The organism is Kribbella sp. CCNWLW201, assembly GCF_037203805.1.
Lineage (GTDB): Bacteria > Actinomycetota > Actinomycetes > Propionibacteriales > Kribbellaceae > Kribbella.
Genome location: NZ_JBBCBQ010000008.1, coordinates 311,376 through 334,240 on the forward strand (window position 1 = coordinate 311,376; position 22,865 = coordinate 334,240).

The 22,865-nt window shown below is 67.9% G+C and carries 22 protein-coding genes; 13 read left to right on the top strand and 9 right to left on the bottom strand.

Annotated elements, in window-relative coordinates:
• Nucleotides 1–186: 186 nt before the first annotated feature.
• Entirely contained in the window at nucleotides 187–441 is a 255-nt protein-coding gene (locus tag V9K99_RS29905) for an amphi-Trp domain-containing protein (RefSeq protein ID WP_337005297.1), read from the bottom strand.
• 73 nt (nucleotides 442–514) lie between these two features.
• On the opposite strand from V9K99_RS29905, the gene V9K99_RS29910 reads away from it, so the two are divergent.
• The 3 genes from V9K99_RS29910 to V9K99_RS29920 are packed head-to-tail and all read left to right on the top strand — an operon-like array spanning nucleotide 515 to nucleotide 2,333.
• Entirely contained in the window at nucleotides 515–850 is a 336-nt protein-coding gene (locus V9K99_RS29910) for an ArsR/SmtB family transcription factor (RefSeq protein ID WP_337005299.1), read from the top strand.
• The gene (locus V9K99_RS29915) at nucleotides 847–1,644 is read left to right on the top strand and encodes a VOC family protein (protein ID WP_337005301.1); all 798 of its coding nucleotides are present in this window, start codon (nucleotides 847–849) and stop codon (nucleotides 1,642–1,644) included. The genes V9K99_RS29910 and V9K99_RS29915 overlap by 4 nt, the downstream gene beginning before the upstream one ends.
• A complete protein-coding gene (locus tag V9K99_RS29920) occupies nucleotides 1,641–2,333 on the top strand; it encodes a phosphotransferase family protein (RefSeq protein WP_337005303.1) in 693 nt (230 codons plus the stop codon). Before V9K99_RS29915 ends, V9K99_RS29920 begins: the two co-directional genes overlap by 4 nt.
• On the opposite strand, the gene V9K99_RS29925 is transcribed toward V9K99_RS29920, so the two are convergent.
• From V9K99_RS29925 to V9K99_RS29945, 5 genes are read right to left on the bottom strand one after another with little or no spacing between them, the layout of a single operon-like run.
• Entirely contained in the window at nucleotides 2,330–3,622 is a 1,293-nt protein-coding gene (locus V9K99_RS29925) for a DUF58 domain-containing protein (protein WP_337005304.1), read from the bottom strand. The two genes, V9K99_RS29920 and V9K99_RS29925, sit on opposite strands and share 4 nt — an antisense overlap.
• Nucleotides 3,622–4,593 (bottom strand): AAA family ATPase, encoded by a 972-nt coding sequence (locus V9K99_RS29930; protein WP_337005305.1) that lies wholly within the window; start codon nucleotides 4,591–4,593, stop codon nucleotides 3,622–3,624. The genes V9K99_RS29925 and V9K99_RS29930 overlap by 1 nt, the downstream gene beginning before the upstream one ends.
• Entirely contained in the window at nucleotides 4,590–5,732 is a 1,143-nt protein-coding gene (locus V9K99_RS29935) for a DUF4350 domain-containing protein (protein WP_337005307.1), read from the bottom strand. Before V9K99_RS29935 ends, V9K99_RS29930 begins: the two co-directional genes overlap by 4 nt.
• Nucleotides 5,729–6,358 carry a DUF4129 domain-containing protein gene (locus V9K99_RS29940; protein WP_337005309.1) on the bottom strand — a complete coding sequence of 210 codons (630 nt, stop codon included), beginning with the start codon at nucleotides 6,356–6,358 and terminating at the stop codon, nucleotides 5,729–5,731. Before V9K99_RS29940 ends, V9K99_RS29935 begins: the two co-directional genes overlap by 4 nt.
• On the bottom strand, nucleotides 6,355–7,371 hold the full coding sequence (locus tag V9K99_RS29945) for a hypothetical protein (protein ID WP_337005311.1): 1,017 nt from the start codon (nucleotides 7,369–7,371) through the stop codon (nucleotides 6,355–6,357). The genes V9K99_RS29940 and V9K99_RS29945 overlap by 4 nt, the downstream gene beginning before the upstream one ends.
• A gap of 228 nt (nucleotides 7,372–7,599) precedes the next feature.
• Here V9K99_RS29945 and mtrA point away from each other — a divergent pair, with 228 nt between their 5' ends.
• The 4 genes from mtrA (at nucleotide 7,600) to V9K99_RS29965 (ending at nucleotide 12,924) form a co-directional block, all read left to right on the top strand.
• Nucleotides 7,600–8,349, top strand: a complete 750-nt coding sequence (gene mtrA, locus V9K99_RS29950; RefSeq protein WP_442914739.1) for an MtrAB system response regulator MtrA — start codon at nucleotides 7,600–7,602, stop codon at nucleotides 8,347–8,349.
• A 210-nt stretch (nucleotides 8,350–8,559) separates the two neighbouring features.
• The gene (gene secA / locus V9K99_RS29955) at nucleotides 8,560–11,493 is read left to right on the top strand and encodes a preprotein translocase subunit SecA (RefSeq protein WP_337005313.1); all 2,934 of its coding nucleotides are present in this window, start codon (nucleotides 8,560–8,562) and stop codon (nucleotides 11,491–11,493) included.
• A gap of 124 nt (nucleotides 11,494–11,617) precedes the next feature.
• Nucleotides 11,618–12,574, top strand: coding sequence for an NAD(P)H-dependent flavin oxidoreductase (locus V9K99_RS29960; RefSeq protein ID WP_337005315.1), 957 nt, complete (start codon nucleotides 11,618–11,620; stop codon nucleotides 12,572–12,574).
• Nucleotides 12,575–12,657: 83 nt separating this feature from the next.
• Nucleotides 12,658–12,924, top strand: coding sequence for a LacI family DNA-binding transcriptional regulator (locus tag V9K99_RS29965; protein ID WP_337005317.1), 267 nt, complete (start codon nucleotides 12,658–12,660; stop codon nucleotides 12,922–12,924).
• 6 nt (nucleotides 12,925–12,930) lie between these two features.
• Here V9K99_RS29965 and V9K99_RS29970 read toward each other — a convergent pair whose 3' ends face one another.
• A complete protein-coding gene (locus tag V9K99_RS29970; protein ID WP_337005582.1) occupies nucleotides 12,931–13,731 on the bottom strand; it encodes an endo alpha-1,4 polygalactosaminidase in 801 nt (266 codons plus the stop codon).
• A gap of 109 nt (nucleotides 13,732–13,840) precedes the next feature.
• Between V9K99_RS29970 and V9K99_RS29975 the strand changes: the two genes are divergently transcribed.
• The 6 genes from V9K99_RS29975 to V9K99_RS30000 are packed head-to-tail and all read left to right on the top strand — an operon-like array spanning nucleotide 13,841 to nucleotide 20,911.
• Nucleotides 13,841–14,866 carry a LacI family DNA-binding transcriptional regulator gene (locus V9K99_RS29975; RefSeq protein ID WP_337005320.1) on the top strand — a complete coding sequence of 342 codons (1,026 nt, stop codon included), beginning with the start codon at nucleotides 13,841–13,843 and terminating at the stop codon, nucleotides 14,864–14,866.
• Between the two features lie 11 nt (nucleotides 14,867–14,877).
• Nucleotides 14,878–16,167, top strand: a complete 1,290-nt coding sequence (locus V9K99_RS29980; RefSeq protein ID WP_337005322.1) for an extracellular solute-binding protein — start codon at nucleotides 14,878–14,880, stop codon at nucleotides 16,165–16,167.
• Complete coding sequence (locus V9K99_RS29985) at nucleotides 16,164–17,087, top strand: carbohydrate ABC transporter permease (protein ID WP_337005324.1); 924 nt, start codon at nucleotides 16,164–16,166, stop codon at nucleotides 17,085–17,087. Before V9K99_RS29980 ends, V9K99_RS29985 begins: the two co-directional genes overlap by 4 nt.
• Nucleotides 17,087–17,902 (top strand): carbohydrate ABC transporter permease, encoded by an 816-nt coding sequence (locus V9K99_RS29990; RefSeq protein ID WP_337005326.1) that lies wholly within the window; start codon nucleotides 17,087–17,089, stop codon nucleotides 17,900–17,902. Before V9K99_RS29985 ends, V9K99_RS29990 begins: the two co-directional genes overlap by 1 nt.
• A gap of 28 nt (nucleotides 17,903–17,930) precedes the next feature.
• Nucleotides 17,931–18,989, top strand: coding sequence for a glycoside hydrolase family 130 protein (locus V9K99_RS29995; RefSeq protein ID WP_337005328.1), 1,059 nt, complete (start codon nucleotides 17,931–17,933; stop codon nucleotides 18,987–18,989).
• Nucleotides 18,986–20,911 carry a hypothetical protein gene (locus V9K99_RS30000; RefSeq protein WP_337005329.1) on the top strand — a complete coding sequence of 642 codons (1,926 nt, stop codon included), beginning with the start codon at nucleotides 18,986–18,988 and terminating at the stop codon, nucleotides 20,909–20,911. The genes V9K99_RS29995 and V9K99_RS30000 overlap by 4 nt, the downstream gene beginning before the upstream one ends.
• Here the strand turns inward: V9K99_RS30000 and V9K99_RS30005 are convergent.
• Complete coding sequence (locus V9K99_RS30005) at nucleotides 20,895–21,917, bottom strand: aminoglycoside phosphotransferase (protein WP_337005331.1); 1,023 nt, start codon at nucleotides 21,915–21,917, stop codon at nucleotides 20,895–20,897. The genes V9K99_RS30000 and V9K99_RS30005 overlap by 17 nt on opposite strands.
• Before the next feature lie 34 nt (nucleotides 21,918–21,951).
• Complete coding sequence (locus V9K99_RS30010; protein ID WP_337005333.1) at nucleotides 21,952–22,434, bottom strand: MarR family winged helix-turn-helix transcriptional regulator; 483 nt, start codon at nucleotides 22,432–22,434, stop codon at nucleotides 21,952–21,954.
• Between the last annotated feature and the right edge of the window lie 431 nt (nucleotides 22,435–22,865).

Here is a 22,865-nt window from a genome sequence, read left to right on the forward strand (position 1 = left end):
CCGCCAGCGCGGGCGGGCAACCCCCGAGTTGAGGGGATGTCCCTCGAGTTCGGGGGTTGCCCATCGAGAATCTGGGTGGGCAACCCCTCGCCCGAGGGGATATCCACTGAGATCGGGGGTTGTCCCGTCGTGGACGAGGGGAGGACCCGGGACTCGAGTGGATGTCCCCTCGGGTGAGTGGGTGGGTCAGACTTCGGGGTTGTCGTCTTCGGGGGATTCGTCGGTGTCGGCGAGGGACCACTTGAGCTGGAACTCGACTTCTTCCTCGGTGTCGCCGCGTTCGTGCTCGACGCTGATCCGGGCGTTCTTGGGGACGGTGAACCGCTCGCCGGCGATCTGGATCCGGAACGGCTTGCCCGTCTCCAGGGCGTCCGCCAGTCGTCGCAGCTTGGCCGCGAAGTCGGCGACCGTGTAGTCCTTCTCGACATCTCTTTCGCTCATGCGGTCCATCCAACCAGGCGAAGGGTCCTTCCAACCATTGACAATAGTTAACCAGAAGTAGAACTATTGCCTCATGGTGGAAGATCAGGTCGACCGGTTCTTCGAGGTACTGGCTGATCCGACCCGGCGGCAGGTGGTGCGGCTGCTCGGTGAGGGTCCGCAGCGTGCCGGTCAGCTGGCGGCCGCGACCGGTTCGTCGTCACCCGCGATGAGCCGGCACCTGCGGATCCTGCTGTCGGCCGGGCTGGTCGCCGACGAGCGCGGGAGCGATGACGCGCGGGTGCGGATCTTCCGGCTGAACCCCGAACCCGTGGTCGCCGTGCAGGCCTGGCTGGACCAGGTTCAGGCGCACTGGCGAGACCAGTTGGGCTCCTTCAAACGACACGTCGAGCAGAAGGAATCATCATGACCGAACAGTCCGCGACCGCATCCGTCGAGGTCGCCGCCGATCCCGCGACCGCGTTCCGCATCTTCACCGAGGAGATCGACCTGTGGTGGGTCCGCGGCCCGATCAACTTCTTCGACTCCGCCCGGGTCACGGCGATGCAGATCGAGCCGGGGGTCGGCGGCCGGATCCTCGAGGTGTACACGCCGCCGGACGACGTACTCGAGTTGGGCAAGATCACCGACTGGGAACCGGGCGCGCTGTTCGCCTACCGCAGTTCGGTCGACGACACCGAGACGCGGATCAGCTTCGACGAACTCGACAGCGGGACGCGCGTCACCGTCGTACAGACGTTGGTGCAAGGTGGCGAGAAGGCGTTCTACTTCTGGCCGAACATCCTGCACTGGGTCCCGCAGTGGATCGAGCGGCGCAACGTGCCGGACAGCCCGCGTGAGCTCGATCGGCTCTCGATCGGCTTGTACTACGAGGATCCGGCCGGTGCGGCGCGGTGGCTGCACTCGGTCTTCGGCCTGGGGTCATGGGACAAGATCCCGGCCGAGGGTGAGGAGCCGTCCTGGATCGAGTTGCACGTCGGCTCGTCGGCGATCCTGCTCTTCAAGCTGACCGAGGAGCGCCGCGGCGGCGTGGACCACGACGTTTGGGTGTACGTCGACGACCTCGACGCGCACTTCTCCCGCAGTACGGCGAACGGCGCCAAGATCGTGTCCGAGATCCACCAGCACGGGTACCGCCGCTACGAAGCCGAGGATCTGGAAGGCCACCGCTGGGTCTTCGCCCAGGCCCGCCCGAGTCAATGACAATCCCGCTGACCGGCGGCCGGATCACGAAGGGCGTCGTACGGATCGGTGACACGGTCCGCAGGCCGGCCTCCCCTGTCACCGCGGACCTCCTGCGCCTGCTCGAGGAGCGAGGGCTCGACATCGTCCCTCGCTACCTCGGCCAGGACGACGAGGGCCGCGACATCCTCACCTACCTCGACGGCTGGGTGCCCGCGAAGTTCCAACGCTGGACCGACGAGCAGATCGCCGCGGTCGGCCGGCTGCTCCGCGCGTTCCACGACGCGACCCGTGGCAGCCGACTCGCCGGTCACCACGACGTGGTCTGCCATCACGATCCCGGCCCGACCAATTTCGTCTTCCACGACGGCGTACCGGCCGCCCTGATCGACTTCGACACCGCCGAGCCGGGCAGCCCGTTGGAAGACATCGGGTACGCCGCCTGGACGTGGTGCGTGGCGTCCAAGGCACCGCTCGAAGGCCAACCGGAGCAGGTGAAAGTCCTCGTCGACGCGTACGGCGTGACCGAGCCCCAACGTCACGCCGTCGTCGACGCCATCCTCGAACGCCAAATCCGCAACGCCCGCTTCTGGACCGAAACAACCGCCGAAGTCACCGACACCCAACGAGCCGACCGCATCACCTGGTCCCGCCGCGAACACGCCTTCACCACAACCAACCGCGACGCGTTCGACCGAGCGTTGCGTTAGAGCCGGCCGGCCTTCTTCAACGCCAAGTAGGTGTCGGCGAGGGCGGGGGCTATTTGGTCGGGGTTTTCGTCTACGACGGTTACGCCGGCTCGGGTGAGGATGGCGGTTACTCGTTCGCGGTCGAGGCGGGTGCGGGCGGCGGAGGCGGCGCCGTAGACCTCGATCAGGTCGGTGCGGGTGGACTCGAGTTCGGTGAGGCGCGGGTCGGCGACGGAGGCCAGGACGATCACGTGGCGGCGCAGCAGTGGGCCGATCACCGGCAGCAGGGACTCCTCGATGACGGCCGGGTCCAGGCCGGTCAGGAGTACGACGAGGGATCGCTGGCCGAGGCGTTCGAGTACCTGTGAGACGACCACGCGGAAGTCCGTCTGGACCAGCTCGGCCTCGACGTTCGCCAGCGCGTTCACGAACGACGGGAGCACGTCCTCCGGCGCGGGACGTCGTACGTCGGCACGTACCGCGGAATCGCAAGCCAGCAAGGAAACCCGGTCACCCGCGCGGGTCGCCAGCGCGGCCAGCAGCAACGCCGCGTCCATCGCGTGGTCGAGTCGCGGTGCGTCGCCGACCCGGCCCGCGGACATCCGGCCGGAGTCGATCACGATGGCGACCTGGCGATCGCGTTCGGGCCGCCAAGTCCGCAGTACGACGTTGCCGCGGCGGGCCGTGGCACGCCAGTCGATGCTCCGTACGTCGTCACCCGGCACGTAGTCGCGCAGCGAGTCGAACTCGGTGCCTTGCCCCCTCGCCAGCAAGGCGGTCCGGCCGTCCAGCTCCCGCAACCGCGCCAGCCGCGACGGCAGGTGCTTGCGGCTCTTGAACGGCGGCAACGCCCGCACTGTCCACGGCACCTTGTGAGACCCCTGACGGCCGGCGAAGCCGAGCGGACCGATCGACCTGATCGTCACCCGATCCGCCTGCCGGTCACCCCGCCGTGTGGGCAGCAGATGCGTAGTCAGCCGGCGTCGCTCACCACGTGGCAGGTCCAGCTTGTGCGGCGGGTCCTGTACGCCGGCCGACGGCGGCCATGCATCACGCAGCAACCCCTTGACCCGTCGACCGGGGTTGGCGACCAGCAACTGAACGACAGCCGGCTCACCCAGTCGTACGGCGCTGTCACCCTCCCGACTGAGCTGGAGCCGCCGAGGTGACCCGGCCAGCAGCATGTCGACCAGGCACACCACTAGCACGACCGCAACGACTACGCCGACTCCACTCCAGCTCGGCATCACCAGAGCAACGAAGAGGACGCCAGCGGCGGCCAACAAGCCGGCCCGGCCGGTCAGAACCATCAGCGTGGTACTGGCACCGTGGCCAGCACACTCTCGAGTACGGCGTCCGCGCTCACACCCTCGAGCTCGGCCTCGGGACGCACCTGCACTCGGTGCCGAAGGCAAGGACGCGCCATCGCCTTCACGTCGTCCGGGATCACGTAGTCACGCCCGGACAGCCACGCCCACGCCCTGGCCACGGCCAGCAACGCGGTAGCCCCTCGCGGCGACACCCCGAGCTGCAACGACGGCGACTGTCGGGTCGCCCGGCAGAGGTCCACCACATAGGCCAACACGTCCTCGCGTACGGCGACCCGTCGTACGGCGGACTGTCCGGCCAGCAGATCCTCCGGCCCGGCCACCGGACGCAGACCCGCCGCGGCGAGGTCACGCGGGTCGAAGCCCTGTGCATGCCGAGCCAGTACGGCGATCTCCGCATCGCGCGGTGGGATGTCGAGAGTGACCTTCAGCAGGAACCGGTCGAGCTGGGCCTCTGGCAACGGGTAGGTGCCTTCGTACTCGATCGGGTTCTGCGTGGCGGCGACCACGAACGGCGACGGCAGCTTGCGCGGCACACCGTCCACGGTGACCTGCCGCTCCTCCATCGCCTCCAGCAGCGCCGCCTGGGTCTTCGGTGGCGTCCGGTTGATCTCGTCGGCCAGCAGGATGTTGGTGAACACAGGGCCCGGCCGGAACTCGAACTCGCTGGTCTTGGCGTCGTACACCAGCGACCCGGTGACGTCACCGGGCATCAGGTCCGGGGTGAACTGCACTCGCTTGGTGTCCAGCCGCATGGCCATCGACAACGCTCGCACCATCAGCGTCTTCGCCGTACCGGGGACGCCTTCGAGCAGGACGTGGCCGCGGCAGAGCAGGGCGAGCACCAGCGCCGTCACCGCGGTGTCCTGGCCGACCACCGCCTTGCCGATCTCGGTCCGCAGCGCGACCAGCGCCTGCCTGGCCTGGTCGGCGGTGACCTCGGTAGTCGTCACGGGTGTCGTACCTCCTGCGTGAGTACGTCGAGTTCATGGGACAAAGACATCAACGACGCGTCGCTGAGTGGGGGAAGGCCGTAGAGCAGTTCGTACAGCATGGCCGGGTCCCGGCCGGTGCGTGCGGCAACTGTCGCGACCACAGCGGTCGGCTCCGCGCGTCGGGGGATGCCGTGCGCCTTGTGGAGCTTGCCGAGCGCAGACTCACGCAGAGCGGCCGCTGCACGGTCTCGGGCGCGTGAGCGGCGGTAGAGCCTGGCCCTGCCCTCTGTGGTCTCCGCAGCGCGCACGATGACCGGCAACCGCTCGGCAACCACCGGGCCGAGCCGACGACCGCGCCAGAGCGCTACGACGAGTACGGCGAATGCCAGCGCCCAACCGATGTAGCGAACGTCCGGCGGGATCAGCGGGGGAGCGTCCTCGTCGGGGTCGTCGAAGCCACTGGACTCCCACTGCGGCAGGTACCAGGTCAGGTCCTGGTGGGTGCCGATCAGGTTGAGTGCGAGCGCCGCATTGCCGTCGTCAGCTAGCTGGGCGTTGGTGAACGAGCGCTGCGAGCCCACCACGTCGACGATCCGGCCGTTGGTCTCCAGCCGGATCACCGTGTTGGTGATGCCGTCTCCGTAGCAGGCCTGGGCTGTGGAGGGTGCCGAATAGGTAGAGCCGCTGACAGTCACAGTGCCGGCCTTCACCGCGGCCGGGAGGTCGCAGTCCGGCTCACGGCTGCCCGAGGAGAGGATCTGGCCGGTGTCCTCCACACCGGGCGCGAGCGCCTCCAGCGCGCGGGAACCGGGCCGGATGAGGATGATGTGGCTCCAGCCCGCGTCAGCGATCCGCTGCCAGTCAGAGCGGTCCAGCTGGCCCATCGGACCGATCAGCAAGGTCTTGCCGTCCCCTGGTTCCACCGCGTCGTCCAGCACCTCAGTGCCCTCCACGGTGACACCGTGGTTCTCCAGCAGGGCAGCCAGCGCCCGTGCGCCGCTCTGGTCGGTGGAGTCCGGGCTGAACGGTCCTGAGGTCCGTGCCGTGGTGGCGATCATGATGACGATCGCGGCCAGCACGATGACGCCGGTGACGAGCATCGGTGTCCGCAAGACCCGCCAGCTCTCGCCGGCACTCCGCCCGACTGCAGTACTCATCCGCGCACCAGAACCCGAGCGGTCCGGGCCGCTCCATCGGCGGTGACCACTACGGCGTACCGCTCTGCCGTTCCGGGACGGTTGCCGTAGACAACCTCAGTGAACGCCAATGCAGCCGGTTGCAGCGGGTCCCGGAGCTCAGGCACCGCTCGGCCCGCGTCTGCCACCACCTCGTACGCCGTCCGGCCAGGCCGCTCGTCCAGGATCGTCCGCTCGGTCAACTCGGAGACACAGGCGCGGAACCGGCTGCGAATGGCGTGCGCATAGTCCCCGGCCGCTGCCTCCTGCTCCGCCTGGGCGCGGTACTCGGCCGCACTACGCGGTCTGGCGGTGTCGAAGACCACCTGCTTCTCCCGGTGGCTCGTCCGGAGCACACCGGCTCGCCAGAGCACCACCAGGACGACGAGCACGATCAGCCCGATCAGCATGAACAGACCGGTGTGGCCGTTCGGTGAGGTCCCGGTCAGGCTGTCCAGCAGGTCGGCGATCCACTCCAGCACCTTGCCGATCGCCCGCTCGATGAGTGAGTCGCCGGACTGCCGGTACGCCGTCTTGGACAGCTCCTTGGCCGCCTCGGCAGCGGCTTCGTCCCGCCCGATGTCGACCGGCGGCTCGAGGATGATCACAGGGGCCCTCCTCCTGGCCGTAGTACTGGCCGCATCCACAGGTCGAGGCCTTCACGCCGTACCCGGAGATCCAGGTAGATCAGGGCCTGGACGGCGGACATGAAGGCCAGAGTGGCGATCAGAGTCATCGCGGTCGCCAGCCCCGCCGCCACGCCGAGCGCGATCGCGGCCACCGTCGCACTGCTGCTCTCGCTGCTGTCGGCCCATGAGCCGACCGTCATGACCAGTGTGGTGACGCCGTACTGCAGGGCGTAGCTGACGATGTTCACCACCAGCCCCGCGAAGAGCAGGATGCCGAACACCCGCCAGAACTTGCCCTTCACCAGCTGCCACGACCGCTTCAGCGCACCCCAGATCCCCACCCGGGCGGGGATGTAGAGGCCGATGTCCGGTGCGTGCCGGCCCTCCATCAGTACGACGGTCCCGGCCAGCACCAGCCGGATGCCGAAGATCAGCACCAGCACTCCACCGACCAGCACCATCACGACCGCCACTCCACCGGCCACGTCGGACGAGATCGCCGACTCAGCGCCGGAGCCGATGCCGAATACGGCCAGACCCCAGCCTCCGATCAGGATGATGAACGACAGCGACTGCACCAACCCGACCGCGGCCAGTGCGGGCAGAGCGGGCCGGACCAGCCGCAGCAGCTCCCGCGGCCCGACCCGATGGGCCAGCTGACTCCGTACGGCGGCCAGCGCGATGATCCCGGCCAGCATGCTCGACACCACGGTGAACAGCACCAGTTGGACGCCGTACGTGAGCAGCAGCGCCGCACCGGCCTGCTGGAACGGGTCGACCGACCCGAAGAAGCCACCGATTCCACCTGGTACGGCGACCTCCGTCAGGACGGCCTGGACAGCGAGCAGGGCGATGGTGGCGAGCACCGGGAGGCCTAGCATGATCGTCTTGTTCTCGGAGATGGTCCGGGCCGCGTTGTCGAGCAGGTCGGCGGGCAGCCAGGGCCGCAGCGGCTCCGCCGCCGGGTCCTCGTGCAGACCGATGTCGTCCACTGGCACCTCCCCTCGTCGAACCGCGAGCCCGTCTGAGCCGTGTAGTCCTCAAGTTGTCTCAGGCACGGGCTGTGCACCATGATCACAGCCCAACCCGGGGTCACTCGGCGATCCGGCGTGTGCACCACCCGGGGAATGGGACACTATCCGTAGTGCGTACGGTCAGCATCCGCTGGGCGCACAAGATCGGACGGCAAGGAGCAGGGCGTGGCAGATGGTAACCGGACGATGAGGGGACGCGTCCTCATCGTCGATGACGACACAGCGTTGTCGGAGATGCTCAGCATCGTGCTGCGCAACGAGGGCTACGACACCTATCTGTGCGCAACCGGTGACAAAGCGGTACCGGCCTTCCGCGAGTTCAAGCCGGACCTGCTGCTGCTCGACCTGATGCTGCCGGGGATGGACGGGATCGACGTCTGCCGCGCGATCCGGGCCGAGTCCGGCGTGCCGATCGTGATGCTGACCGCCAAGAGCGACACCGTGGACGTGGTGCTGGGCCTGGAGTCCGGCGCGGACGACTACGTGGTGAAGCCGTTCAAGCCGAAGGAGCTGGTGGCCCGGATCCGGGCCCGGCTGCGCCGGATGGACGAGCCCGGGCCGGAGTCGCTGACCATCGGCGACCTCACCATCGACGTGGCCGGGCACTCGGTGAAGCGGGCCGGGGAGACGATCCAGCTGACTCCGCTGGAGTTCGACCTGCTGGTCTGCCTGGCCTCCAAGCCCTGGCAGGTGTTCACCCGCGAGGTGCTGCTGGAGCAGGTCTGGGGCTACCGGCACGCGGCCGACACCCGGCTGGTCAACGTGCACGTCCAGCGACTGCGCTCCAAGATCGAGAAGGACCCCGAGCACCCGGAGATCGTGGTCACGGTCCGCGGTGTCGGGACGAGTTGGCCGCCGAGCTGGCCCAGCTGGCCGGATTCCTGGGGCTGGACCAGGTCCGGGTGGCCGGTGGCGGTGACCTCTCACCTGCGCTGAGTGACGCCCTTCGCGGTAGCTGACCGGGAAGACGGAACTTTTCCCGTGTCCGGATCGTGGGTCGGATAAGCCCCGCGGCACGCATAGGGGCGTGGGTTGGCACACCGGGCCCCGTACCATGGGTGGCGCGCGCCTGCCCCGAGGGTGGATCGTGCCCTGTCGGCGTCGGCCGCACCAAAGGCTTCAGCAGCAAGGAGAGAACTCCCCACCATGAAGGTGATCGACAAGGTCCTGCGGATCGGCGAGGGCAAGATCCTGCGCCAGCTCCAGGGCATCGCGAAGATGGTCAACTCGATCGAGGACGACTTCGTCGGCATGTCCGACGAGGAGTTGCGCGGTCAGACCGCGGAGTTCAAGCAGCGGCACGAGAACGGGGAGTCGCTCGACGCGCTGCTGCCGGAGGCGTTCGCGGTCGTCCGCGAGGCGGCCAAGCGGACCCTGCACCAGCGCCACTACGACGTCCAGATCATGGGCGGCGCCGCGCTGCACCTGGGCAACATCGCCGAGATGAAGACCGGTGAGGGCAAGACGCTGGTCGGCACGCTGCCGACGTACCTGAACGCGCTGTCCGGCAGGGGCGTGCACGTGGTCACGGTGAACGACTACCTGGCCAAGTTCCAGGCCGAGTGGATGGGCCGGGTGTACCACTTCCTCGGCCTCGACTACGGCGTGATCCTGCCGGAGATGTCGCCGGCCGAGCGCCGGATCGCCTACGCCAAGGACATCACCTACGGCACCAACAACGAGTTCGGCTTCGACTACCTGCGCGACAACATGGCGCAGAGCATCGAGGACTGCGTCCAGCGCGAGCACAACTACGCGATCGTGGACGAGGTGGACTCGATCCTGGTCGACGAGGCCCGGACCCCGCTGATCATCTCCGGCCCGGCCGAGGACTCGCAGCGCTGGTACGTCGAGATGGCGAAGATCGCGAACTCGCTGAAGCCGCGGATCGCCGACGACAAGGTGCCGGAGGAGCAGCGTCCGGTGGCCGACTACGAGGTGGACGAGAAGAAGCGCACCGTCGCCATCCTCGAGCGCGGGATCGAGAAGGTCGAGGACCGCCTCGGCATCGACAACCTGTACGAGTCGGCCAACACCCCGCTGATCAGCTACCTGAACAACGCGCTGAAGGCCAAGGACCTGTTCCGCAAGGACAAGGACTACGTGGTCGTCGACAACGAGGTGCTGATCGTCGACGAGCACACCGGCCGGACGCTGCACGGCCGCCGCTACAACGAGGGGCTCCACCAGGCGATCGAGGCCAAGGAAGGCGTCGAGATCAAGGAGGAGTACCAGACCCTCGCGACGATCACGCTGCAGAACTACTTCCGTCTCTACGAGAAGCTGGCCGGGATGACCGGTACGGCGATGACGGAGGCGGCCGAGTTCCAGAAGATCTACGGCCTGGGCGTGGTCCCGATCCCGACCAACAAGCCGATGGTCCGCACCGACGAGCGGGACCTGATCTTCCGCACCGAGGACGCCAAGTTCGACGCGGTGGTCAAGGACATCGTCGAGGTGCACAGCACCGGTCAGCCGATCCTGGTCGGCACCACCAGCGTGGAGAAGTCCGAGCGACTGGCCGCCCAGTTGCGCAAGGAGAACATCGCGCACGAGGTGCTGAACGCGAAGCAGCACGCGCGCGAGGCGGCGATCGTCGCCGAGGCCGGCCGCAAGGGTGCGGTCACGGTGGCCACCAACATGGCCGGCCGTGGTACCGACATCATCCTCGGCGGCAACCCCGAGTTCCTCGCCGACAAGGACCTGCGCGCCCGTGGCATCGACCCGGCCGAGTCGCCGGAGGAGTACGAGGCGCAGTACCCGGCGGTGCTGGAGCAGTTCGAGAAGCAGGTGAAGGACGAGCAGGAGGAGGTCCGCGAGGCGGGCGGCCTGTACGTGCTCGGCACCGAGCGGCACGAGTCCCGCCGGATCGACAACCAGCTGCGCGGCCGGTCCGGCCGTCAGGGCGACCCGGGCAAGTCCCGGTTCTACCTGTCGCTGGAGGACGACCTGATGCGGCTGTTCAAGCGCGAGATGGTCGACTGGGCGATGTCGCGCAACAACGACGACTCCCAGCCGCTGGAGAACAAGGTCGTCACCAAGGCGATTGCGTCGGCGCAGTCCCAGGTCGAGGCGCAGAACTTCGAGACCCGGAAGAACATCCTCAAGTACGACGACGTGATGAACCGGCAGCGGCACGTCGTGTACGACGAGCGTCGCCGCGTCCTCGAGGGCGCCGACCTGCGCGACCAGGTGTCGGACATGCTCGAGGAGACCGTCACCGGCTACGTGCAGGGTGCGACCGCCGACGGGTTCGCCGAGGACTGGGACCTGGACGCGCTGTTCACCGCGATGAAGACGCTGTATTCGACCGAGCTGACCGAGGACCAGCTGGTCGAGGAGGCCGGCGGCGACAAGGCCGGACTCACCCAGGACTTCCTGCTCGAGGCCTTCATCGCCGACGCCAAGGCGGCGTACGACCGGCGCGAGGAGCTGCTCGGCACCGAGGCGATGCGTGAGCTGGAGCGCCGGGTGGTGCTCAGCGTGCTCGACCGCAAGTGGCGCGAGCACCTGTACGAGATGGACTACCTGCGCGAGGGCATCGGCCTGCGGGCGATGGCGCAGCGCGACCCACTGGTCGAGTACCAGCGCGAGGGCTACGACATGTTCGCCGCGATGATGGAGTCGATCAAGGAGGAGTCGGTCGCCTTCATCTTCAACGTCGAGGTCGACGTCGAGGCGATGCGGGCCGAGATGGAGCTCGCCGCCGAGGCCGAGGCAGCCGACGAGGACGAGGGCATCGTGGGCCGCCGGGTCGAGGACATCCTCACGCCGGGTGCGCCGGTAGCGGAGTTCCCGGGCCGGCTCCAGGACGAGATCCGGCCGCAGGACACGCCCCGCCCGCGGGACACCCCGCGGCTGCGCGCCAAGGGCCTGACCGGTGACAGCCGCCCGCAGCGGCTGTCGTACTCGGCGCCGACGATCGACGGCGACGACGAGGTCTCGGTCCGCCAGGAGGGGGCCGACGAGAGCGGCCTGCAGTACGCCGGTACGCCGCGCAACGTGGCCTGCCCGTGTGGCTCCGGCAAGAAGTACAAGCGCTGCCACGGCGACCCGCAGTCGGACGTCTACAAGTTCTGAGTTAGGACACCTTCCGGGGACCTCGGACATCTGACCAGATGTCCGAGGTCCCCGTTTGTTGTCCGAAGTCGTCCTGTGTTGGGCGCCATGGCGGTCGGGGGGTTTGTTGTGGTGGTGTGGTCGCATGTGGCTGACGGAGAAGTTCGGGCTGTCCGTTCCGGTGGTGGGTGCACCGATGGCGAACGTGAGCGGAGGCAAGCTGACCGCCGCGATCTCGACGGCTGGGGGACTGGGGATGCTCGGCGCCGGTTCCGCGGTCAGCGCTGACTGGATCCGGACCGAGGGCGCGGTCGCCGCGGCGAGTGGCAAGCCGTACGGCGTCGGCCTGATGGCCTGGTCGGTCAAGGACCACCCTGAGCACCTCGACGCCGTGCTCGAGCTCAAGCCGGCCCTCGTCTCGCTCAGCTTCGGCGACTATGCGCCGTACGTCGCGGTGCTGCAGAAGGAGGGCATCGTCGTCGCCATGCAGGCGGGTACGGTCGCCGATGCGCGGGAGGCGATCGACGTCGGCGTGGACGTGATCGTCGCGCGCGGCGCCGAAGCCGGTGGGCATGGTCGCAACGCGGTCGCCACCCTCCCGTTGCTGCAGGCGATCCTCGACCTGACCGAGATCCCAGTCCTGGCAGCCGGCGGTATTTCCGGTCCGCGCGGGCTGGCCGCCGTACTGGCTGCGGGAGCCGCCGGCGGATGGATCGGTACGGCGTTCCTCACCTGTACCGAGGCGTTGACGCCCGAGCCGGTTCGGCAGCGCGTGCTCGAGGCCGACGAGACCGACACCGTGTACGGCACGGTCTTCGACGCGGCCTCGCGAGCCGGCTGGCCGGACGAGTTCGGCGGCCGCGCCCTCCGCAACGCCTTCTTCGACAACTGGCAAGGCCACGAGGACGAACTCAAGACCGATGACACCGGCCACGCCGACTACGTGGCCGGCGCCCGCGCCGCCGACCCGACCCGCACCTCGATCTACGCCGGCCAGGGCGTCGGCGCGCTCACCACCCAGCCCACAGCCGCCGAGGTCATCGACTCCCTGGCCGGCTACCGCACCTATCTACAGGCAGCTGTCAACCAGTCAACTAGCTGACACCGGTAGCCCTGAGCTGTTGCGACGCGCCTTCGTGCGTGGGATGCTACCGGCATAAGAGCTAACGATGGAATCGAGGATCCATGAGCGAGAGGCCGACGCTGGCGACGATCGCTGCCGGCGTGGGCGTCTCCACGGCTACCGTGTCGAAGGTCGTGAACGGCCGCCCGGACGTGGGTGCGGACACCCGTGCCAGGGTCGAGCAGGCGTTGGCCGACCACGGCTATGTCCCGGTACGGCGGAAGGCGCGCCAGGTCTCGCCCGACGCCACCGAGTTCCTGCGGACTGTCTTGTCTGCCGCGACCGATGCCGAGCTGGAAGTCGTCATCACGATCACCGTGCGGCGTTGAGCTGGTTCAGCAGGTTTTGAGCACGTAGCCGGGCTCGCCGGGAACGGAGACGTCCTTGTCGCGTTGCACGATGGTGAGGGTGTCGCCGAAGCCGGTGCAGGCCTTCGTCCTGCCGGCGTCGGTGTACTCGATCACGATCACATTGTTGCCAAAGGCATCGACGTAGTCACCGCACTCGTCCCACTCGCCGCACTCCTCGGCGACGGCGAAGTCCAGGCCGACGTCCTCGCGGTCACCGGCGAGTTCGACCGTGTTCTTCTGACCGATGGCCAAGTTCTGCGAGTGCGCGTGGGTGGCCAGCAGGGTCTGGTAGGCCTTGGCGTGGGCGGCGGTCAGCAGGTTCATCGAGCGGGTGTAGCTGTCATAGTTGTCCGGCTCGATCGCCTGGTACCCGCTCGACGCGCAGTCGTCGATCCAGCCGTTCACCTTCTCGGCGATCCGGATCCGCTTGTCCTCGGTCCGGAGGTCGAGCAGCGGCTCGTCCCACTCCTCGTCGATGACCAGGTTGCCGGCGGCATCGCGGAGCAGTAGGTCGTCGGCCCATTGCCCTTGTTCGCCGGGCTGGACCTGGAAGGCGTTCACGTAGCAGATGTTGTAGATCCCGGCAGCGGGTGCCGCGGTCCGGTCACGGCTGACGACCTGCACGCCGGCGGGCGGGGTATACGGCCCGCCGATCTGGTAGTCGAAGCCGGCGTGGGCCGGGGGCAAGGTGACCGCTGCTTCGGCGCTGGTCTGGTTGAGCGCCGCGCAAGCCGCCGTCCCGGTGAGGGTGGCCGCCAGCGCGGCCAGGAGCAGAGAGGGCGGCATAGGCACGACCGCAGCGTACGGCCCGGCCGGTTCGAGACCTTGACGCGCGATGTTTTAACCGGTTTAGTGGCTGTCTAAACCGGTTTAAACCACCGTCAAGCGAGGTCTGATGAGCAAAGAGCGGCCGACGATCGCCGATGTGGCGAGCCGGGCGGGAGTGTCCAAGGGCGCGGTGTCCTTCGCGCTGAACGGACGGCCCGGCCTGGCGAGTGCGACCGTGGACAAGATCCTCGCCGCCGCCGACGAACTGGGCTGGCGGCCGAGCAACCGGGCCCGGTCGCTGTCGGTCTCGAAGGCGTTCGCTCTCGGTCTGGTGATCACCCGGGACCCGGCCGTGCTGTCGTCGGACCCGTTCTTCCCGGCCTTCATCGCCGGGGTCGAAAGCGTCCTGTCCGCTCGCGGGCAGGCACTGGTCCTCCAGGTCGTCACTGCCGGGGAGGAAGAGGAGGCCGGCTACCGGCGGCTGGCGCAGGACGCCCGCGTCGACGGCGTCTTCCTCTCCGACCTCCGGCACGACGATCCCCGGATCGACCTGCTGGTCGAGCTCGGTTTGCCCGCCGTGACCCTGAATCGGCCCGACGGTACGTCGCCGTTCCCGGCAGTCATCCTCGACGACCGGCCCGGGACGATCGCGGTCGTCGAGCACCTGCTGTCGCTCGGTCATCGCCGGATCGCTCACGTCGCGGGTCCGCCCGCGTTCGTCCACGCGACGGCCAGGTCGACGGCCTTCGTGTCGACCCTGGCCGCCGCCGGGATCGAGCCGGTGGCGATCGAGACCAGTGACTTCACCGCCGCGGGCGGGATCGACGCGACTCGGCGGCTGCTGGAGCTGCCCGAGCCGCCGACCGCGATCGTCTACGCGAACGACCGGATGGCGATCGCCGGCCTCGGCGCCGCCCAGGCTGCCGGGCTGACCGTCCCGGACGACCTGAGCATCGCCGGCTTCGACGACAGCGAACTGGCCGAGTACGTCCACCCCGGCCTGACCACGGTGCGCGCCGACCCGTTCCGCTTCGGCGAGGCGGCCGCACAGACCCTCAACCAGGTTGTCGACGGCGAGTCCGACGTACCCGATGTCGAGCTGCCACCCGCGCAGCTCGTCGTACGGCGTTCGACCGCCGCACCCCCTGCATAGCTGGAGGAAAGATGAAGTTGCAAGCTGGACTGCTGGCCCTGGTGCTGGCGGGATCACTCGCCGCATGTGGTGACAGCGGCGGCGGCGCTGGTGACGCCGACGCCGCCTCCAAGGCCACCGGGCCGATCAACATCTGGTATTCGAACAACGCCGAGGAAGTGGCCTGGGCCAAGCAGATGGTCGCGTCCTGGAACGCGGCCCACGCGGACCAGAAGATCACTGGCCAGGAGATCCCGACCGGGAAGAGCTCCGAGGAAGTGATCGGTGCCGCGATCACCGCGGGCAACGCGCCCTGCCTGATCTTCAACACCTCACCGGCCTCGGTCTCCCAGTTCCAGAAGCAGGGCGGTCTGGTGCCGCTGGACAGCTTCAGCGACGGTACGTCGTACATCGAGGAACGCTCCGGAGACGTCGCCAAGCAGTACCAGTCGACCGACGGCAAGTACTACCAGCTGCCGTGGAAGTCGAACCCGGTGATGATCTTCTACAACAAGAAGGAGTTCGCCAAGGCCGGTATCGACACCGCCAAACCGCCGCTGGCGACGTACGACGAGTTCCTCGCCACCTCGCGCAAGCTGGTCGCTGCGAAGGCCGCCAAGTTCGCCATCTACCCGGCGCCGAGCAACGAGTTCTTCCAGTCCTGGTTCGACTTCTACCCGCTGTACGCGGCCGAGACCGGCGGCAAGTCGCTGGTTGCCGACGGCAAGGCGACGTTCGCGTCGGACGAGGGCAAGAAGGTCGCGCAGTTCTGGCGGACCATGTACGCCGACAAGCTGGCGTCGCAGGAGAAGTACACCGGTGACGCGTTTGTGGACGGCACCGCCGCGATGGCCGTGGTGGGTCCGTGGGCGATCGCGACGTACAAGGGCAAGGTCGACTGGGGCGTCGTACCGGTGCCGACCTCGTCCGGCAAGCCGGCGAACGAGATCCACACCTTCTCCGATGCGAAGAACGTCGCGATGTACTCGGCCTGCAAGAACCGCGGCACCGCGTGGGAGGTGCTGAAGTTCGCCACCAGCAAGGAGCAGGACGGGAAGTTCCTGGAGACGACCGGCCAGATGCCGCTGCGCAAGGACGTGGCCTCGACGTACGCCGACTACTTCGCCAAGAACCCGGACTACAAGACGTTCGCGGATCAGGCGGCCCGCACGGTCGAGGTGCCGAACGTGCCGAACTCGATCACCATCTGGCAGACCTTCCGGGACGCGTACTCCAAGTCCGTCATCTTCGGCCAGGAGGATCCCGGCGCGGCCCTCGACGGCGCCGCACAGAAGGTCGATCAGCTCGCCGCACAGTCATGAGTCGATTGGCCTCGTCCGGAACGGGCGGTCGGCGCGGCCTGCTGGCGAAGATTCTGGGTGACCAGCCGATCGGTTCCGTGTTCGTCACGCCGTACCTGGTGTTCCTGGGGTTGGTGTTCGCCTATCCGCTCGGGTTCGCCGTCTACATGTCGTTCCACGACTACTTCTTCACCGCGCCCGGCGCGATCGTGGAACGGCCGTTCGTGGGATTCGACAACTACGCCACCGTGCTGTCGGATCCCGCGGTACGGCGGGCGTTCGGGAACGTGCTCGTGTTCCTGGTGATCAACGTGCCGCTGACCGTCGTCCTGTCCCTCGGTCTGGCGACCGCGCTGAACGGGGCGATCCGGTGGCGGGCGTTCTTCCGGGTCAGCTACTACGTGCCGTACGTGACCGCGAGCGTCGCCGTGGTCGGGGTCTGGCTGTTCCTGTTCAACTCGAACGGACTGGTCAACTCCGTCCTCGGCCCGCTCGCACCGGATCCGTCCTGGCTGGTGAACTCGTCGCTCGCCATGCCGACGGTCGCGATCTACGTGACCTGGAAACAGCTCGGGTTCTTCATCCTGCTGTACCTGGCCGCGCTGCAGAACGTGTCGACGGATCTGTACGAGGCGGCGTCGATGGACGGCGCCGGCCGATGGAAGTCGCTCCTGAACGTGACGGTGCCCGGCGTCCGGCCGGCGACGACGCTCGTCGTACTGCTGGCGACGGTGACCGGGGCGAACCTGTTCACCGAGCCCTACCTGCTGACCGGCGGTGGCGGTCCGGACGGAGCATCGGCGTCACCGGTGCTGGTGATGTACCAGAAGGGCATCGAGCAGGGGAACCCGGACATCGGGTCCGCGATCGGGGTGCTGCTGGTCATCGGCGTACTCGTTCTCGCGCTGGTCGAACGACGTTTCGTGGGGAGGGAGGAGTGATGCGGCTGCGTTTCGTCGCCTTGCTGGTCGGCGCGTTCGTGTTCCTGTTTCCCTTCTACTACATGCTGATCGGCAGCCTGCAGGCCGAGCCGGATCCGTCCGTCGGCGGCGCATTCCCGTCTGGCAATCTGACACTGCACAACTACAGCGAGATCGACAAGGCGATCAGCCTCGGCCGGTCGTTGGTGAACTCGGGGATCTTCACCGGGGGTGTCATCCTCGGGACGTTGGTGTTCGGCGTCCTCGCGGGCTATGCGCTGGCCCGGCTGCAGTTCCGCGGTCGCGGAGTGGTGTTCAACCTGATGCTGCTGGTTCAGGTGGTGCCGTTCCAACTGCTGACCATCCCGCTGTACGTCCTGATCGTTCGCAGCTATGGACTGGCCGACTCGTATCTCGGGATGATCCTGCCGTTCGCGATCAACTCGACCGCGGTCTTCGTGTTCCGGCAGTACTTCCTGCAGTTGCCGCAGGAGTTGTTCGACGCGGCCCGGATCGACGGGGCGTCCGAGCTGAGCATCCTGTGGCGGGTCGCCGTACCACTGGTGAAACCCGCGCTGCTGACCGGCGTACTGCTGACATTCATCGGGCCGTGGAACGAGTTCCTCTGGCCGTTCCTGATCACCAAGCAACAGGATCTGCAGCCGCTCGCGGTGTCGCTGTCGAACTACCTGACCACCGTGTCGGCGCGGGCGGCGAACCCGTTCGGCGCCGTCCTCGCCGGGGCGTGTGTGCTGGCCGCGCCGGCCGTGACGTTGTTCCTGATCTTCCAGCGCCGCTTCATCGCCTCGAACCTCGAGTCCGGGGTCAAGGGCTGACTTCTCTCTGTATGGAAAGGCATTCGTTGTGACTGTTCCCTATACCCTCACGCGTGTCGGCGTCCTGATGACGCCCGAACCGGGCAACGACCTCGAGGCCGAGGGGGTGCTGAACCCGGCCACCGGGCACACCCCGGACGGTCAGCTCTACCTGCTCCCGCGACTGGTTGCTACCGGCAACGTGTCCCGTGTCGGCCTGGCTGCGGTGGAGCTTTCCAACGGCGTCCCGGTCGGAGTCAAGCGGGAAGGCGTCGTACTCGCTCCGGACGAGGGCTGGGAACGCGGGAAGAACAACGCCGGCGTCGAGGACCCGCGGGTGACGTGGATCCCGTCGCTCGGCACGCATGTGATGACCTACGTCGCCTATGGTCCACTCGGCCCGAAACCGGCGCTCGCGGTGTCGTCGGACCTGCGGAACTGGCAGCGACTCGGACCGCTGCACTTCGAGTACCAACCGGAGCTGGACACCGATCTGAACCTGTTCCCGAACAAGGACACGGTGTTCTTCCCCGAACCGGTGCCGGGCCCGGACGGCGAACCGTCGTACGCGATGCTGCATCGGCCGATGTGGGATCTCGGCTGGTTCCGCGAAGGTGAAGGCGTGCACCTGCCGGCCGGCGTGACCGACGACCGGCCGGGGATCTGGGTGTCGTTCGTGCCGGTCGCTGACGTCGAGCGCGATGTGCGGAACCTGGTGCATTTGCGGAACCACCGGCTGGTGGCGATGTCGGAGTACCCCTTCGAGGAACTGAAGATCGGGGCCGGGCCGGCGCCGCTGCGGGTGCCGGAGGGGTGGCTGGTGATCCATCACGGGGTGACGGGTGAGCAGCCGCAAGGCTTCGACCCGACGACGCAGAAGGTCAGCTATGCGGCCGGGGCGCTGCTGCTGGACGCGTCCGATGTGACCCGGGTTCTCGCCCGGTCATCGGAACCGCTCCTGGTTCCCGAAACCGAGGAGGAGCGGATCGGCACGGTGGGGAACGTGGTGTTCCCGACCGCCATCGAGGAGGTGGATGGAGTGAGGTACGTCTTCTACGGAATGGCCGACGCAGCCATCGGCGTGGCCAGATTGGACCGACTGTCATGACCGTCGCGCGCCGGACCGTCCTCGGTGGAGCCCTCGCCCTGGGTGCCGCTTCCGCTGTCACGCTGCCGGCGTCTGCTGCCGGCCGTCTGAGCAACCTCGCCCACCTCGACTACCTGCGTACGTCGGTCACACCGCCTGCCGCCGCCGGACACACGACCTACGGCTCCGGACCTCTCGGCGTGCTCTGGACCTATGCGGACCGACAAGCGGACGGCTCGTACAAGCGCATCGGCGGCGGGACGTACGACCCGGTCACCAACACCTACGGCCAAGGCGCTTTCAACGCGGACGACATCTCACGCGCTGCCGTTGTGTACCTGCGGCACTACGAGCAGTTCGGCGACAGTTCCTCGCTGACGGCAGCCTTTGACCTCCTGCGCGGGTTGACGTTCCTCCAGTCGCCCAACGGCAACGTGGTGTTGTGGATGCAGCCGGACGGCACACTCAACCCGAGTGCCGAGCCAGTCGAGCTACCTGACCCGTCCGACTCCGGGCCGTCGTATTGGCTGGCCCGGACGGTGTGGGCGCTAGGGGAGGGGTACGACGTCTTCCGCCGAGTGGACCGCGGTTTTGCCGACTTCCTGAAGGCTCGGCTCGAGTTGGCTCTTGCTGCGCTGGAGCGTCAGGTGCTGGTCCGCTATGGCCAGTGGAACATCGTCGACGGCCGCCGGGTACCCGCATGGCTCATCGTGAACGGCGCCGACGCGACATCCGAGGCAGTGCTCGGCTTGGCGGCGTACGTGCGTGCTGGTGGGTCAGAGCGGGCTCGACGCGCGCTGGCGCAGTTTGCCGAGGGCATCGCGGCTTTTGGTGCCGGCACGAGCCAGTCGTGGCCGTTCCGAGCTCTGCTGCCGTGGGGCGAGTCGATCTCGGTGTGGCACGCGTGGGGCGCGCAGATGCCGTCCGCACTCGCCGCAGCCTCGTCAGTGCTGGGCTCACGTCGACTACTGGCTCCGGCTGTCGGTGACACAGCCGGCTTCACTCCACTGCTCATGACTGCCGGTGGACCCGACAACGGCTGGCTTCCGGCGCCGATCGACCGTACCCAGATCGCGTACGGCGTCGATGCCCGACTGCAGGGGCTACTGGCAGTCGGACTCCCCGGACTGAAGCAGGTCGCCGCCTTCGTCGCCGCCTGGTACTTCGGCGCGAACCGGGCCGGCTCACCCATGTACGACGCGTCCACCGGCCGCACGTACGACGGCGTCTCCGGCGACGGCGTCATCAACCGCAACTCCGGCGCCGAATCCACCATCCACGGCCAGCTCTCCATGCTCGCGCTGGACGCAAACCCGGGCCTGGTCCGGCTGAGTGCGGGACCGCTGACGCGCACCGGCCTGCAGGTGGTCGAAGGCGAGTCCGCTGTAGGCGGGCAGGTCGTGACTCCGCCGTCCGCGTGGACCGGCGAATCCCAATGGAGCAACGGCTCCTACGTCTCTTTGTCCAGCGGTGGCACCGCAGAGTGGACCCTTCCGGCCTTGGGGTTGCCGCGCCTGGTCCTGCCAGTCGTCAACCTCGTCGACCCTGGCCGAACAACGTGGACCACAGGCTCGCTTGCCCTGGGCACCATCAACCACGCCGCTCTGGGCCCTCAAGGCATCTCCGCCGCCCCGGGTGCCCTCCAGCCGATCACGCTGCCCACGCCGCTTCCGCCGTACGCAACAACTCTCAAAGCAACAGCTGTGGGCCAGCCCCAGGTGGATGCCCTCCTCCTGCTCCCCACCATAAGCACCCTCCGCCTAGGCCCAGCTGCTCTTCTGACCAGCGTTGACCCGCACCCCCGAACGCTCAAGATCCCCACCACCGCAGGCACTACTGCCTACACCTACACCGCTCACGGCACGCTGCACTCCCGTCGCGCGCTAACTGGCGGAACGACTCCCGTCCTACTTCAACCCGGCGGCTTCACCGTCGTGCTTTGAGCGCCTGGGCGCACCACGTGGCGACGGTGGTGAGGGCTTGGCCGCGTTGATGGAAGAGGTGGTGGCTGTCGGCTTGTCGGTGGTACGCGTTGTGGGCGGCGTCAGAGGCACGGCCGAGGAGTCCGGGAAGGAGCCAGGCGTATTTGACGCCGGACGCCATCACGGCGAGGCGTACGTCGTCTGGACTGCCTCGCCAGCCGGCTTCGCGTAGACCGTCGAGGTAGTTGTCGACGCACGTCTCGGCAAGTTCGGGTAGGCGCTCGGCCGGCCAGAAGAGGTCGAACACTGCGTCGGGGATGTGGTTGCCGATGTCCTCACCGAGCGCGCCGTCACCGGTGAACGCCCAGTCGAGCAGGGCGAGTTCGCCGGTCGGCCGCTGGATCACATTCGACACCCAGAGGTCGAGGTGACACCGAGCCCGCGGCAACCGCGCCACCAACTCGAGCAGCTCGTTGCGGTGGGCAATCAGTTGGCCCCAGGCCGCGCGCAACCCGGTCGGCCAGGTCTCGGCGACCAAGGGTTGCCGCCAAGCCGCATCGTCGTCGACCAGGTGCCACGGCACGTCCCGAGACGTCGAGTAGTCGCGCAGAAACCCGAACGACGTCCACGAACGATCGCCCGCCGGTCGCGCCTGCCACCGCCCACACGCCCGAGCAAACGCGGCATGCTCAGCCAACGAGAACTCAGTCCCATGAGTGCCCGCGATGTCTTCCATCATCAGTACGGCGCCATCCGCGTGCTCGACGACGTCGGCCGCCGGCAACACCAGCCCGGCATCGGCGAGCTGCTTGCGGAGTTCCTCGTCGCGGTAGACCTCGACCTCGCGCCGCCAGTAGTTCCAGTGTCTCGGATCCTCGGACGCGGCCCACGGTCCAGTCGAGTTCACCGGCTTCCGCAACACTTTCCGGATCAGCGTGCGCCCATCGGCGTACGTCACCCGCTCGACCGTCGCGGTCACCGCGTTGAGCGGGTTGTGCCGCAAAGTCGCCGTACCGATCTCACTCACGAACAGCAATGGTGACACGTGGGCCGGTCGGCGCTCAGCCCTTTTCCAGATTGCCGATCAGCCGGGCCGTCAGGTCCAGGTACTGCGTGACCTCCGCGTCGGTCAGCCCGGCGGTGGTCGCGGCGTTCTGCGCGCGGGCGGCGGCGACGAGGTCGTCTTCGATCGCCCGGGCCTGATCGGTCAGATACACCCGGACCCGGCGCCGATCGTCCGGATCAGGAACGATCCGGACCAGGCCGTCACGTTGCATCCGCTGCAGCGTGTTCGCCATCGTCGCCTGCTCGATCCGGACCCGATCACACAACTCGCGCTGCGTCAGCCCGTCCTGCTCGAACAGCGCGAGCAGTTGAGCGAACTGCCCCGGAACCACCCCGTACGGCGCGATCCGCGCGGCCAACGCATGCGCGAGCAACCGCGCCAACTGGTTGACCTGATACCCCAGCGACTCCTGCCGGAACGACACCTCAGTCGCCGTACTCCGCTCACTCACACCCGGCTTCCCCGCTTCCGCATCCACCGTCGAATCTTCGCCCACTGCCACATCACCACACCCGACCCGACCAACGCCGGCAACACAACCCACCGAACCGCAGTCTCGAGCACCGCCCCGGGACCCCCAGGCACATACACATACGCAACCAACAGCAGCCCACCCACCATGTGAGCCACCCGCTGCCGATCCCTGGCCCGCTTCCCCCCACCAACCCGCCGCTCAGCAACCACACTCATTTCCACACCTCATCTCCATAGCTTGCTATGAGTTTCCCATAGCAAGCTATGAATAACAACCCCGACCTGCTTCCCCGCCTCGCGTGCACAGCCCGCGCCCCGTCGCGTGCTCGCACACTGGCCGCCCTCCCGGCTCGCCGCCACACCCCAGGCACAGACACCTATCCATGCAAATGAAGGTGCGGCCGCCACCACCCGCCGCACGCGCAGCCGCTCGCG